Below are 14,244 nucleotides of genomic sequence, written 5' to 3'. Positions count from 1 at the left end.
TTCAGAAGTCATCTCTATATTCACTTACCATTCACTTCTCCTTCGGAGGAGTCGCGCCCTGCTCTGCCCTCTCCATATAACCATTATATCGATCATCTAATTCACGTGCTATGCTACGATATTTAAGAGTCTCTTCCACGATCGGGTCCATTGTCGTCTGAATACGGACTTCGTATTTAGGTGAGTTCAGCTTACGCTGCTGCTCCTCACGCTTGAACTGCTCCTGAACTTCACCTTCGGTTAGCAATTCACTAATGACTCTCTCCAATTCATCATGATCCTTCATGGACAAATAACACTCCTTCGTCGACGTGTGAGTAATATTTACTGTACTTCATAACCTGTCGCATTGGCTGTCTGCAATGCATCCACCAGTTGTGTATGAATAGCACCGTTAGTAGCAACTACATGGCGAACGCTCAGCTCGTATGGTCTTCCTGTTGTATCACTAACCGTACCCCCAGATTCCGTTACAAGCAGTACTCCCGCAGCTAAATCCCAAGCATTCAGTCCAATCTCCCAGAAGCCAGTCAATCTTCCAGCAGCTACATATGCCATATGCAATGCTGCCGATCCCCCTGAACGGATGTTGCGTACTTGAGGTGCAAGATGTTGTAATCCAGCCATATTGATGGGGAATGCAAATTTCTGATCGGTAGGAAATCCAGTAGCAAGCAGACTTGTTTCAAGCGTAATTTCACCAGATACAGAGGTTGGCTTACCATGAACATAAGCCCCTTTACCCTTCTCAGCTACGAACATTTCGTCTCTAGACGGATCATAGATGACACCTACGATAATCTCTCCTTTGTAAGCAAGAGCAATAGAGATAGAGTAGAATGGGAAACCATGAACATAATTCGTCGTTCCATCTACAGGATCCACAATCCATACATATTCTTCGTTTAAAGTTTCTTGTAAGGCTTGTGCAGACGCCTCTGGTCCAGGCTGTACACTTTCTTCGCCAAGAATAAAGTGGTCCGGAAAATGAGTCAGAATAAGCTTGCGAATCATCTGCTCCGCACCTTTATCAACTTCCGTCACCAAGTCTTGAGCAGAATATTTAGTGTTCAGTTCTTTTACCGTACCCAATTTACTTTTGATCCATTCTCCGGCTTTCGATGCTGCATTAATGGCTACCGCCGTATGGCTCTTGCTCGACACGACATAAGGAACTTTATTCTTTTGATCCAAAGTATTCACTCTACTTTCTATTTAAAAATCTAGTAAATCTTATGTTAACAAGTATACGCCACTTCGATGTTAAAGTTTCGCCCGAATTACTACTATCGCTGTCCATTTGTTTGTTCTGGGTAAAGCTAATTTCAACAAGAAGAAACGCCTTTGCCGTCCTTAAAGGGACGGTAACCGTTTCTTCTTGTTGAAATATAAGCAAAGTACAGTGGAAACTTATACTTTCTTATATTTATAAAAAGCCCGTCCAAAAGCCGCGCCTTTGCCTCGGCTTGGATCAAGAACGGACTTTATAATCATGTTCTGTATATTTGAATATATTCTAACCTTAAGTTTACCTGAGTTAAGGAGAAATAGCGACACTTGCCCCATCCAGAATACGAACCCCTTCGGCAGCATATTGTCCCATATCCTTCATGAGTTCGAATAGCGCAGAGTCTTTTCCCTTAGCTTCAATCATAACATCCAACGCGGGTGTGTAACTAGCAATTCTTCTCAAGAAATCCAGCAAAGGTCCAATCTCCACATTCTCCGCATGACTTCGTAGATCCGTTGCGCTTCTTGGACTAGATACATGAAGCTTAGGTACAAGAGGCTTATCCAACTCCGTATCCGCTTGGGCTAACTCACCGTCCCAAGTCTTAACAATATCAGGCCAGATTTCCCAAGGTTTCTCCCCTTCATTGTTCACCCACTGATGATGAATATCCATGACCATCGGCAACCCAACCTTACGCGCGACCTCGAGCGTCTCGAATGCATTAAATGTCTTATCATCATTCTCTAATGTCAACCGTTTCTGTATATCAGGACTTAGTCCCGAGAAACTTTCTTCGAACCGAGCAGCTGCGGAGGGCTTGTCCCCATAAGCGCCACCAATATGAATATTGTTCTTCGCGGTAGCATTTAGTCCCATCGCTTTAAGCATTTTAACATGATGCTCAAGATCACGAATAGAATTAACAAGTACCTCCGGTCGTGGTGTACTTAGGACAGTGAAATGATCAGGATGAAAAGATACACGGACGCCATGATTTCTCACATATTCACCTACTTCAGCGAATGGCTCCTGCAACGCAGGAAATGGGTCCCAGTCTACAAGATCTCCATGAGTTGCCAGTGGAATCAGCTTCGATGAGAAGCGATAGACTTGAATATCATGTGCTAGATTATGCCTAAGAAGCCTGAGCGTATTGTGCAAATTCTCTTGCGCAATACGTTCGAGCTTCCGAATAGCAGCTTCACGGTCACCTAATTTATTGAAGCTGGCCATAGTCATCGTACGAGAAGGAGATGCATTCATTACCACCATGGACATCGCTACATATCCAAACCGGACAATCATACCTTTTGCTCACCAAAAAACATTTCAAAAGCAAGCTTAGTTTGAATCCGTGATTCTTCTTCATTCAGCTTACGAATAAACTCCATCTCAACTTCCGTTACTTCCTCACCCTGAAAGTTAATCTCAGCAATACATCCTACAATTCGAACGATCGCAACCGCCACATTATCAGGTGTGTATGCAATGACCTTTTGTCCAGTAGGAAATACCCGAAATCCTTCCTTAACCATTTTGCCACGGCCGTATTCGAATAGTTCGTATAATTCCTGGTCATTCTTGAACTTGCATACAGAGTTGAATTCCGTTTGAAATCCCATACCAGACGCCTCTTTTCTATTCAGAATAGGTTGTATTACTTACACTACGTGATCAAAAGATGAATTTTTGAACAACCTCTTACAGATCATTACTATAGTTCAATGCTTGTTTGCTTGCATATCGTTCCTGCCCTAACTCGATCATACGATCTAGAAGTGCAGCATAACTAAGTCCAGTTTCCCGCCACAGTAGAGGATACATACTGAAAGGAGTAAATCCTGGCATCGTATTAACTTCATTAATGAGAATCGCAAGGTCTGATCTACGAATAAAGAAATCAATCCGACTAATTCCGTTACCTTCAATTGCCTGAAATGCAACGATGGCAGCTTCACGAATTCGATCAGCCAATTCAGGATCCAGCGGAGCCGGAATCAACATTTGTGATTGCCCATCCGTATATTTAGCTGCATAGTCATAATAATCACTTGAAGATACAATCTCACCAGGAACAGATGCCATAGGTTCATCATTACCCAAAACGCTGACTTCTACTTCTCTAGCATCGACAAATTGTTCAATTATAACCTTAATGTCATAACGGAAAGCATATTCAACAGCACGTACTAGCTCCTCACGGTCTTTCGCTTTGGATACCCCAACACTTGAACCTAGATTAGCTGGTTTCACAAAACATGGATACCCTAAACTATCCTCAACATTATTAATAAGATCGTGATTATCTTTCACCCACTGAGTTCGCGTAAAATATCGGAAACCAACCTGAGGTATTCCAGCCTCTGCAAAAAGTTTCTTCATCGTCACCTTATCCATACCTGCAGCAGATGGTAACACTCCAGCGCCTACATACGGCATATTGGCCATCTCGAACAATCCTTGAATCGTTCCATCTTCACCGAAGGTACCATGTAACAGCGGGAACATAATATCCACTTTTACAGAAGCTTCACTGCGATATAAGCGACTAAACAACGAATTCAATGCTTCCTGTGTTCCCGTAGAATGGCTTGTAAGCTTCAGTTCTTCAATTCGCTCAAATGGAGCACCTATTTTGTCACCTTTGTTCCATTCCCCTTGTTTCGTTATATAGAAGGGAACAATTTCATATTTATTGAAATCAAAGGCACTCATCACTGCAAAAGCTGTCTGAAGTGAGACCTCATGTTCTCCTGATTTACCGCCATAAACAAGACCTACCGTCAATTTAGTCATTACTTAACCTCTTTCCATAATTACAGGTTCACCCTGCTCATTCCACAATCTGTTGCCATACTCGGTTATTATCCGTTTGAATTGTTCTACTATTAAAATACGTCTGGAATATGCAAAAGCTGGTATCTCGTGTTCTCATTCCACGCATAGGAATCTTTATAATCCCAATAACGATGCTTACTGCTGACGGTATTGGCATTGACAAGTGGCATGCCACCTGCATCGAAAGCCGTTACAATCGTACTATGCTGGTAGGAGCCGTCTCCATCCCAATCATAAATAATGACATCACCCAGACTTAGTTGCTCCGGACGCTCTACAACATCTGCTCTCAGTCCCCAAGTACTGGAGGTTAACAGACGTTCCAAGCTGTTTGATACAGCCCAGCTATAACTCCACCACTCTTTTTCGTTAACATACCCTTTGTACCACCAACCTGAAGCTCTTTTACCAGTATAGTGGATTGGAGCCCCCCCTGCAAAGAGGCATTGCGAGATATAATTAGTGCAATTCACTGCAAATGAGGTGAATTCTGGATTATCAGAATCCCACCAGCGATCCGCGTAAGCTACCGCTTCTTCACGATGATACTTCGTAGGACGGCGACCAGCGCCACCCCCTAATACATAAGAATTTAAGTAGGGTTCCGGTTCACCTGAGTACACTTCTCTTTCTTTATGAGTTATCTTAGGCAAGACGGAATGTCTTTCTGTTGTTAGTTGTTCTATACTCACAACGGCCCAAGCATCTCCATCACGGATCATTGTTAAACGCTGATGTTGAATAGAATCCTCTCGATGAGTAGCGCCACCCTTAACATACAGCAGCTGCCCATGTAACTGAACATCGGCTACCACCTCTTGCTCTGAATCCAGAATCATACGCAATATTTTGGCGCGTGTCTCACTTCGTAACGGCTTAACTCCGCGCTTTTCATATCCTTGGTCAATCCTTTTCAACATTTTCGATCTATCCATTAAGTAGTTCATATCCGTTACGATCTGCTCTACCAACTCTGAGCGGTAATCGATATGACATTGATTATGCTGATTCACATAAGTATAAAGGGTTTGTTTCCATTCCTTTTCCATGATTTCTTGACTCCCCTCATCTTCATTTCTACTTCACCCATATCTACACCAATATATGAAAGTAAACCCTACACTATCCATGATTCTTCTTAATAATTGGACGAAGTTAGAGGCAAAAACTTCTTTACTCCCTTCTATGTAAACGGTATACTTAAATCAAACAACAAATTATGAAATTAAGTTTCACCTAATGAAACAACAAACGAAAAACTTAAGAGGGTTAAAAACCACATCTACTAAGGAGGAACACGTATGTCAGGAAAGGATCATTTCTCTACCGCTCAAAACCTAGAGGTTGAAGGCAAAAAATATCGTTATTACAGTCTACAAGCTCTAGAGAAACAAGGAGTAGGTAGCATCTCTACTCTCCCCTTCTCCATTAAAGTACTTCTTGAGGCCGCTGTTCGCCAATTCGATGGACGGGCTATTACAGAAGAGCATGTTCGTCAACTGGCAGATTGGAATGCAGGCAGTGACTCGAACAAAGAAATTCCTTTTATTCCAGCTCGTATTGTTCTACAAGACTTCACGGGTGTACCTGTCGTAGTCGATCTTGCAGCCATGCGCGATACTGTGAAAAAGGCTGGGGGAGACCCTAAGCAAATTAATCCTCTTGTTCCGGTTGACCTTGTTATCGACCACTCTGTCATGGTTGATGCATTCGGTACAGCAGACGCACTAGATTACAATATGAATGTTGAATTTGAGCGTAATGAAGAGCGCTATCGCTTCCTTCGCTGGGCACAAACAGCCTTTAATAATTTCCGTGCTGTTCCTCCTGCAACAGGAATCGTTCACCAAGTTAACCTAGAGTATCTAGCTTCTGTAGCAGCAACAAAGACTATTGATGGTGAAACGGTTGTTTATCCTGATTCACTTGTAGGAACTGACTCACATACGACCATGATTAACGGACTTGGAGTTGTAGGCTGGGGTGTTGGCGGTATTGAGGCAGAAGCGGGTATGTTAGGACAGCCTCTTTATTTCGTAATGCCGGAAGTTGTAGGCTTTAAATTAACAGGAAGTCTGAACGAAGGCGCTACAGCAACAGACCTTGCGCTTACAGTGACTCAAATTCTACGCAAAAAGGGTGTTGTAGGTAAATTTGTAGAATTCTACGGCCCTGGATTGCTCAATATTAGTCTGGCGGACCGTGCAACGGTTGCTAACATGGCTCCAGAATATGGTGCTACTATCGGTTACTTCCCAGTAGATGCCGAGACTCTTTCTTACCTACGTAATACAGGCCGTTCGGAAGAACAGGTCAATCTAGTAGAAGCTTACTATAAAGCTCAGAACATGTTCCGTACGCCGGATACCGTTGACCCTGAGTTCACAGACGTTATCGAATTGGATCTAGCTTGTGTTGTACCGAGTCTAGCAGGACCTAAACGTCCACAAGATCGTATTGAGCTAACTCAAATGAAGGATTCCTTTAACGATATTATTCGTACCCCAGTAGATAAAGGCGGCTACGGACTTACAGATAGCAAAATAGCAGAAACGGTGAACATTCAGCACCAGGACGGTTCAATCAGTAAACTCGGAACTGGCGCCGTTGTTATTGCAGCCATAACAAGCTGTACGAATACCTCCAACCCAAGCGTGATGTTAGGTGCTGGATTACTAGCGAAAAAAGCAGTAGAACGTGGACTTACGAAGCCTGGTTATGTGAAAAGTAGTTTAACTCCAGGATCACTCGTTGTAACAGAGTACTTGAAGAAGGCTGGCCTACTTGAGCCATTAGAAGCTCTTGGTTTCTATCTTGCTGGTTACGGCTGTGCCACTTGTATTGGTAACTCAGGGCCACTTCCTGATGAAGTGAGTCAAGCTATTGCTGATAATGACCTAACCGTCGCTGCGGTATTGTCTGGTAACCGTAACTTTGAAGGTCGCGTCCATGCCCAGGTTAAAGCCAACTACCTTGCTTCTCCACCACTAGTTGTCGCTTATGCATTGGCAGGTACAGTGAATATCGACTTACAGAATGATCCGATCGGCTACGATCCAAACAACCAACCCGTCTATCTGAAAGACATTTGGCCTACTTCAGCTGAGATCAAAGAAGCGATCGCGCTGTCTCTGACTCCAGAGATGTTCCGCCAGAAATACGAGAATGTATTTACGGCTAACGAGCGTTGGAATGCTATTCCAGTTCCAGAAGGTGAACTGTATGAATGGGATGACAAATCAACCTATATTCAGAATCCACCATTCTTTGAGAATCTATCGACTGATCTTACAGATATTCAAGATATCCGATCTGCACGTGTGTTAGCTCTACTAAGTGACTCTGTAACAACAGACCATATTTCACCAGCGGGTAATATATCTCCATCTAGCCCTGCCGGTCTGTATTTGAAAGAGCATAACGTGCGACGTGAAGACTTTAACTCCTATGGTTCTCGCCGTGGTAACCATGAGGTCATGATGCGCGGAACGTTCGCGAATATTCGTATTCGGAATCAGGTCGCTCCAGGCACCGAAGGTGGCGTAACAACGAATCTATTGAATGATGAAGTCATGTCCATCTACGATGCTTCTATGGATTATCAAGAACAAGGTCAGAATCTAATCGTTATTGCAGGTAAAGAGTATGGAACGGGCAGTTCCCGTGACTGGGCAGCTAAAGGTACCTTCTTGCTGGGAGTTAAAGCCGTTATTGCAGAGAGCTATGAACGGATTCACCGCAGTAACCTTGTCGGCATGGGTGTCCTTCCCCTCCAATTCCAAGATGGCCATGGTTGGGAGAGTCTTGGAATTAACGGTCGTGAAACCTTCGATATTGTTGGAATCAGCAACGACATTAAACCAGGTCAAGAATTAACGGTAACTGCTACTCGTGAAGATGGTTCAACATTCGAGTTCACAGTAACCGCTCGCCTAGATAGCATGGTTGATGTGGATTATTATCACAACGGTGGTATTCTGCAAACGGTACTCAGAGAAATGATTAAGAACCAGTAGAAGATCCTACTCTACGTTACTACTTATCATTAAAGTATTAGGAAAAAATGCCCACAGCTAAGATCAGCTGTGGGCATTTTTTATTGTGTCCTACAGTTTCAATGTCACTCTTGTTTCTTGTTCTAATTAATTATAGACTAATATGCCCTTTACTACGTATGTTGCATCTGTTATATTCGTAGTATAACAGTTATCTAATTGTATGGAGGTTCAGCCTTGGTTATTCAACTTGATATGCAGTCTGATATCCCAATCTATTCGCAGTTAATGAATCAAATCATCGAAGGCATAGCCAGCGGGGCTTTACAGCCGGGAGAGCCTCTCCCCTCAGTACGAAGTCTAGCGTCTGACATTGGCGTTAACTTGCACACCGTCAATAAAGCCTATACCCTACTCAAACAAGATGGGTTCATCCAAATCCATCGGCAAAAGGGCGTTGTCATTCAGCCAGAGGGAATGCCTGGAGTCACACCAGAATATGAACTAAAACAACACTCACAACTAAGACCCATTATCGCAGAAGCCCTTTGCCGAGGCATGACCCAAGAACAATTAACGGATATCGTGAACCAAATCCACACCGAAATTACCCACTCAGGAAAGGAGAATGTATAAATGTATTGGCTCTCTATGCTTATGCTGTTTCTAATGTTTATTTCCACCTCCGTAGTACTCATCAGTATGCCTTACCTTACAAGCGAAAGGGATAGCTTCGGCGTCTCCATTAGTCAGGATATGTACTACAGTGATGAATTAAGCACCATGCGAAAGAAATATGTATGGATCAGTAGTATCGTGTATTCTATTTTGCTTCTCTTCTGTCTCGTCAGCATTTCTTTGATAACGAATGCCGGTCAGCAAGGTACGTTAATCATTGTTTATGTCGTATGTCTAGTTACCTGTTCTACTATCATCAATGTTATATTTCATCTCAAAATGAAGAAATATAAATCCGCTTTCCCATCCGTGCCGTTACAAAAAACAATTCTCGCGATAGACACAGCGTTCCGACGTCACAAGCTAATTTTCTCCAACAAATGGTTCCTAATTCATTTTGCTATTATTATAGCTAACATCGCACTCGTCCTGCTTAACTACAACCGATTCCCAGAAATACTTCCTATGAAATTTGACTTCAACGGACAGGTGACTAGGAGTGTCTATAAATCCTATAGAACGCTTTTAGGTCTAAATTGTATGCAAATCGTAATGACACTGTTGTTCATGTTCATTAACTGGTCGATTCTAAAAAGCAAACAGCAAATCAATGCTAATGATCCGCAAAAATCGATTCATCAAAATACTACTTTTCGTCGTAGATGGTCCCTTTTCATTATTTTAACTGGATTACTTATCGTGCTATTGTTCTCTTTCATCCAGCTCAATATGATGTTTCTGCTTAATATAGAGATTCTATTCATCGTAAGTATCTCAATTGTATCTATGATTCTAATAGGATCTTTACTTCTCTCATTTACTACTGGGCAAGGTGGCAGTCGTGTTGGTGGAAGAATTACCCCCTCTAATGTGGAGCCTACTAATAATGATGCCTATTGGAAGTTTTGGGGGATCTATTTCAACCCCCATGACCCTTCGCTATTTATAGAGAAACGTATGGGTATAGGTTGGACTATCAATTTTGCCAGACCGATGAGTTGGTTTTTATTGCTGGGTATTCTAGCTATCGTTATAGGTACTGCTCTCTTAGTCAGCTAATATTCAATAAGTGAATATGCTCTGAATGATAATTGCCCGCCTCACGTTAACCACTCAAAAAGCCGTGTTCCCTAACAAATTGGGGAATACGGCTTTTTCATATAAATGAGTCCAGAGACATTCCAATTCGTTACACATAACCCAGTTATGATAATTATTCTCAATAACAAATAAATAAAAAATGATTTATGGAATCATAAGGCCCATCTCGCGTGCAGTCTCTATTAATACAGGCGCATATTGCTCTAACGTTTCGCTCGAGAGTCTACTTACAGGTCCTGATAATGACAACGCAGCGGTCATTACACCTTGACTGTTAACAATAGGTACTGCAATAGCAGCTGCACCCGGTTCTCTCTCCTCAAAGCTTGTCGCATATCCCTTCTCCTGTATCTTCCTTAACATTTCCATGTATTCATCACCATCGTAAATTGCTGACCATTCGGGATCATTAAGGATCTCCTCCTGTTGTGCCAATGATGCGAAGGCGACCAACACCTTACTAGAAGCACCTACAAACAACGGAAGTCTTGCTCCCACTTGTGCTACTCTTCTAATGGCTTGATTACTCTGTACAGCTTGAATCCTTAGTCGTTCCTTACCTTCTAGCAAATACAGACTCACGGTCTCACCCAGACGGTCACGCAACCGTTCCATCGCAGGTAGAAGCAGGATCGCAGGATCATCACTACGCGACATATGTACAGAAAGCTCCCATACTCTCATACCTAGTCGGTACTTTTCTGTTGCTACATCACGAGTAACAAATCCCTTCTCCTCAAGTGTCGCTAGTAAACGATGAACCGTACTTTTATGAAGACCAATCTGTCCTGCTATTTCTGTTAATCCTAAATCAACATTCTTTGTAAAACACAACAATATATCTAATGCACGTTCTACCGAACGTACCGTCAATTTACCCTCTTCCAATTGGAATCGCCCCTCTATTCGTTTCACCAAGTGAAACGTGGTTACATAAATTATATGAAATATAATAGATAAAGTCTACATATTACAATTAGCTTACAAATGTCCACATTACATTGACTTTAATAGAACCGAAGGATACCATAAATAATATGATTTAAGGGGGGGGGCTAAAGGCCTATGAATATTTCAATCCAAAATAATGCTACATCTGCTCCCACCATCCATACACCTGTATCATCACGGTTTATCCGTTTGAAACATGTTTTGATTGCACTATTCCTATCTATCATATTTTTTCTGTTATTTTGTTTCATTGCTCTACATGCCTATATTGCTTGGGTGTTATCCAATCCTACGGTTGCACCTATTTATTCTAATCCTCAGATAGCCAAATCTATGGCCTATGAGAATATCACGTTCCCAGCTCTTGACGAGAGCCGTATGATGCACGGATGGTATATCCCTGCCAATGGTTCCACAAAAACGATTGTGTTCAGTCATGGTTATGGTGCAAATCGTGAGGAAACTTGGGTTCCTATGTATGATTTAGCTCATTACGCACACCGATTGAATTACAATGTCATCATGTTTGACTATGGATTCGCAGCAGAGTACAACAAAGATGTTGCTACCGGCGGTAAGATTGAATCGCAGCAGTTACTCGGGGCCATCAAATTAGCCAAGGATAAGGGTGCGGAGTCCATTATCGTATGGGGATTTTCTATGGGAGCGGGTACTGCCTTACAGGCGGGACTACAAACTCAAGATGTCGATGCTATGATTCTTGATAGCACATTCCTACTTGAGCCAGATACGCTATACCACAACATTAAGAACCAAATTGATCTGCCGCGTCATCCTTCTTTAGAAATATTAGAGCTTTTGTTCCCTGCACTCAATGGTACGGGTCTTAGTCAGATCCCATACAGAGAAGTAAAAAGTGAAGATTATCCATTCCCCATCTTCTTCATCCATGGTACAGAAGATGAGAAAGCGCCCTATCCCATTGCAGAAAAACTCGCCTCAAACCAGACGAATCCATTATCAGATGTATGGATTGTGAAGGACAGCCATCATGAGCTGATATTTCGAGAGCATTCACGTGAATACTTACGGCGTGTCTCTTCCTTTCTTGCTAACGTCAAGACAAGTCTTGCTGGACAACATGAGCAACAAAATTAATACGAACTCATCCCTCATAAGCCTGAAGCTATTAAAGCTTCAGGCTTATTGTTGATTCTTGATATTTCCACATAGTCCAACCTTCTCCTGAATAAAGTGTCTTAATGACATTTCACAGGAGGTCGCCTTTTATGCTTTACGTGTATGGTTCCATGCTACCTATTCGTATTCTGGAAGAAATTCGTTTTTGGAAACAACAAGAGATGGAACACACCGAAGTGATCCAAGCCATTGTACCCGATTTAGAGAAGCAATATGTGACCTTATTGAATGAATGGGCTGTTGTATTTCGACAAACAGAACTAGAAGCACAGAAGCTACTTGATCAAGCTCTTGATCCTAGTAGTTCCTCAGCTCAGCAAGTTATAGCAGATACTCAACAGCTACTACTCACCTCCGCACATCAATCACGAGAATTTATCAGGCAACTATACATGATGATGGAACAGAGTCAGGCAGTACGCCAAAATGCACTCGCTAAGACCGTCCTACTCCATATTATACGGGAGTCAGAGTATTTCTTAGCCGTCCTGGAGACACTGTGTCACCCTGGAGCACTTCATAAGCATATGCAATCACCAGAAAGGCTAGTAGATCCTCCCCCTACAGCAGCTCTTATTATTCCAGAAGAAAAGAAACTAGCTCATATCCATGCAGCACCAGAGACGACGTTGCCTACTGTGAAATACCAACCTGTTCCTATAGGGGGTCATACCCTTCCTCCTCTTCCCTATGCTTATAATGCACTTGAACCCTATATTGATGAGGCTACAATGAAAATCCACCATGACAAGCACCATCAAGCTTATGTAGATGGGTTGAATAAGGCCGAGAACAAGTTGGCAGAATCTCGGAAGACAGGAAATTTCGAACTTGTAAAACATTGGGAACGAGAGCTAGCCTTCAATGGCGCAGGGCATGCACTTCATACCCTCTTCTGGGAGATTATGAATCCTAAAGGCGGTGGGTTCCCACAAGGAGAGTTGGCAGAACAAATCAAAAAGGACTTCGGAAGCTTCGATAAATTCAAGAAGCAATTCTCCGAAGCTGCTGATAAAGTGGAAGGTGGAGGTTGGAGTATTCTCGTCTGGAATCCTCGCAGCCAGCGTTTAGAAATTCTACAAGCAGAGAAACATCAGAATTTAACACAGTGGGATGCCATCCCTTTGCTAGCTCTCGATGTATGGGAACATGCCTACTATCTCAAGCATCAGAATCAGCGTAACAAATATATAGAGGATTGGTGGAACGTCGTCTACTGGCCTGCTGTAGATAATCGTTATTTACACGCTCGGCAGCTTCGCTGGAAGCCTTTTTGAGTACTATAGTGACATTGAGATTCATAAATTTAGTCTTCTAATGTATAGTGAAAATTTATACTTTCTTGTATTTCACAAAAAGAGAGTCTACCAAATGATTGGTAGACTCTCTTTAAATTAAGCTCTAATGAGAGATAGAAATTCTGCTCTAGATGCAGGATCTTCACGAAATAGACCTCTTACGGCCGAAGTCACCGTCATACTTCCAGACTTCTTCACACCACGAGAACACATACATAAGTGCTCCCCTTCAACAACAACCATCACACCATGAGGTTGTAATACCTCAACCATGATATCTGCAATCTGTGAGGTGATGCGTTCCTGAACCTGTAGACGACGCGTAATAGCATCAACTAAACGCGCAAACTTGCTTAGTCCAGCTATTTTACCACTAGGGATATATCCAATATGAACCTTACCGAAGAAAGGAGCCATATGATGTTCGCATTGGCTATAGTAGACAATGTCCTTCACAATGACTAATTCCTCATGGTTCTCATCAAATGTTACGCCAAGCACTTCACGAGGATCCACTTCATATCCCGCAAAAATCTCCTCATACATGCGTGTGACACGCGCTGGTGTCTCTAGTAGACCCTCACGCTCCGTATCCTCACCGATTAAATTCAAGATTTGCTGAATATGATATTCAATGGCGTCACGGTTATTACTAACCTTAGTATTCACATAATCTTTAACTCCAGCCACATTGCATCCTCCTTTCACAGAACATTACCCCAAAGATTAATGTTTATTTACCTTTGCGATTATGGCCTTTATTAGGAACAGGCGGCTGATTCTTCATCATTTGTTGCGCGCGCTGCATTTGTTTACCGTTTAAATTATAGCCCATCTGTTTAGCCATCTTTTGAAGCATTTGAGGATCATTTTGCATCTTCTCCATTTGCTTACGCAAATAAAATACCCCTATAAAAAATCCCCCAACCAGTCCAACAATTAGCGTAATAATCGGAATTATAACTTGCATATTTCCCCCACCTCAACA

At 42.4% G+C, this 14,244-nt stretch carries 14 protein-coding genes; 5 read left to right on the top strand and 9 right to left on the bottom strand.

Features of this window, described 5'->3' with window-relative positions; all coding sequences use genetic code 11:
- Positions 1 to 31 precede the first annotated feature (31 nt).
- From UB51_RS25920 to UB51_RS25895, 6 genes are all read right to left on the bottom strand, one after another.
- Positions 32 to 286 carry a hypothetical protein gene (locus UB51_RS25920; RefSeq protein ID WP_044879775.1) on the bottom strand — a complete coding sequence of 85 codons (255 nt, stop codon included), beginning with the start codon at positions 284 to 286 and terminating at the stop codon, positions 32 to 34.
- A 38-nt stretch (positions 287 to 324) separates the two neighbouring features.
- The gene (locus tag UB51_RS25915) at positions 325 to 1,194 is read right to left on the bottom strand and encodes an inositol monophosphatase family protein (protein ID WP_082063263.1); all 870 of its coding nucleotides are present in this window, start codon (positions 1,192 to 1,194) and stop codon (positions 325 to 327) included.
- Positions 1,195 to 1,537: 343 nt separating this feature from the next.
- Entirely contained in the window at positions 1,538 to 2,539 is a 1,002-nt protein-coding gene (gene uvsE, locus UB51_RS25910; protein ID WP_044879773.1) for a UV DNA damage repair endonuclease UvsE, read from the bottom strand.
- Positions 2,536 to 2,856, bottom strand: coding sequence for a hypothetical protein (locus tag UB51_RS25905; RefSeq protein ID WP_044879772.1), 321 nt, complete (start codon positions 2,854 to 2,856; stop codon positions 2,536 to 2,538). Before UB51_RS25905 ends, uvsE begins: the two co-directional genes overlap by 4 nt.
- Before the next feature lie 79 nt (positions 2,857 to 2,935).
- Positions 2,936 to 4,030, bottom strand: coding sequence for a D-alanine--D-alanine ligase (locus UB51_RS25900; RefSeq protein ID WP_044879771.1), 1,095 nt, complete (start codon positions 4,028 to 4,030; stop codon positions 2,936 to 2,938).
- 92 nt (positions 4,031 to 4,122) lie between these two features.
- Positions 4,123 to 5,121, bottom strand: a complete 999-nt coding sequence (locus UB51_RS25895) for an amidase domain-containing protein (protein ID WP_082063262.1) — start codon at positions 5,119 to 5,121, stop codon at positions 4,123 to 4,125.
- A 252-nt stretch (positions 5,122 to 5,373) separates the two neighbouring features.
- On the opposite strand from UB51_RS25895, the gene acnA reads away from it, so the two are divergent.
- From acnA to UB51_RS25880, 3 genes are all read left to right on the top strand, one after another.
- The gene (acnA, locus tag UB51_RS25890; RefSeq protein ID WP_044879769.1) at positions 5,374 to 8,088 is read left to right on the top strand and encodes an aconitate hydratase AcnA; all 2,715 of its coding nucleotides are present in this window, start codon (positions 5,374 to 5,376) and stop codon (positions 8,086 to 8,088) included.
- Between the two features lie 216 nt (positions 8,089 to 8,304).
- On the top strand, positions 8,305 to 8,703 hold the full coding sequence (locus UB51_RS25885) for a GntR family transcriptional regulator (RefSeq protein ID WP_044879768.1): 399 nt from the start codon (positions 8,305 to 8,307) through the stop codon (positions 8,701 to 8,703).
- Positions 8,704 to 9,804 carry a DUF1648 domain-containing protein gene (locus UB51_RS25880; RefSeq protein ID WP_044879767.1) on the top strand — a complete coding sequence of 367 codons (1,101 nt, stop codon included), beginning with the start codon at positions 8,704 to 8,706 and terminating at the stop codon, positions 9,802 to 9,804. It abuts the gene before it with no gap.
- Positions 9,805 to 9,990: 186 nt separating this feature from the next.
- On the opposite strand, the gene UB51_RS25875 is transcribed toward UB51_RS25880, so the two are convergent.
- Positions 9,991 to 10,734 carry an IclR family transcriptional regulator gene (locus tag UB51_RS25875; RefSeq protein WP_044879766.1) on the bottom strand — a complete coding sequence of 248 codons (744 nt, stop codon included), beginning with the start codon at positions 10,732 to 10,734 and terminating at the stop codon, positions 9,991 to 9,993.
- A 177-nt stretch (positions 10,735 to 10,911) separates the two neighbouring features.
- Between UB51_RS25875 and UB51_RS25870 the strand changes: the two genes are divergently transcribed.
- On the top strand, positions 10,912 to 11,916 hold the full coding sequence (locus UB51_RS25870; RefSeq protein WP_044879765.1) for an alpha/beta hydrolase: 1,005 nt from the start codon (positions 10,912 to 10,914) through the stop codon (positions 11,914 to 11,916).
- Between the two features lie 131 nt (positions 11,917 to 12,047).
- Positions 12,048 to 13,235, top strand: coding sequence for a Fe-Mn family superoxide dismutase (locus tag UB51_RS25865; protein WP_044879764.1), 1,188 nt, complete (start codon positions 12,048 to 12,050; stop codon positions 13,233 to 13,235).
- 117 nt (positions 13,236 to 13,352) lie between these two features.
- Here the strand turns inward: UB51_RS25865 and folE are convergent, their stop codons facing one another.
- Both folE and UB51_RS25855 read right to left on the bottom strand, forming a co-directional pair.
- Complete coding sequence (gene folE, locus UB51_RS25860; protein ID WP_044879763.1) at positions 13,353 to 13,946, bottom strand: GTP cyclohydrolase I FolE; 594 nt, start codon at positions 13,944 to 13,946, stop codon at positions 13,353 to 13,355.
- Between the two features lie 43 nt (positions 13,947 to 13,989).
- A complete protein-coding gene (locus tag UB51_RS25855; RefSeq protein ID WP_044879762.1) occupies positions 13,990 to 14,226 on the bottom strand; it encodes a YneF family protein in 237 nt (78 codons plus the stop codon).
- Positions 14,227 to 14,244 lie beyond the last annotated feature (18 nt).

The sequence above is a fragment of the Paenibacillus sp. IHBB 10380 genome, from assembly GCF_000949425.1.
Classification (GTDB): domain Bacteria; phylum Bacillota; class Bacilli; order Paenibacillales; family Paenibacillaceae; genus Paenibacillus_AQ.
The sequence above is the reverse complement of the archived record's forward strand: the minus strand, read 5'-3'. Positions and strand labels throughout refer to the sequence as shown.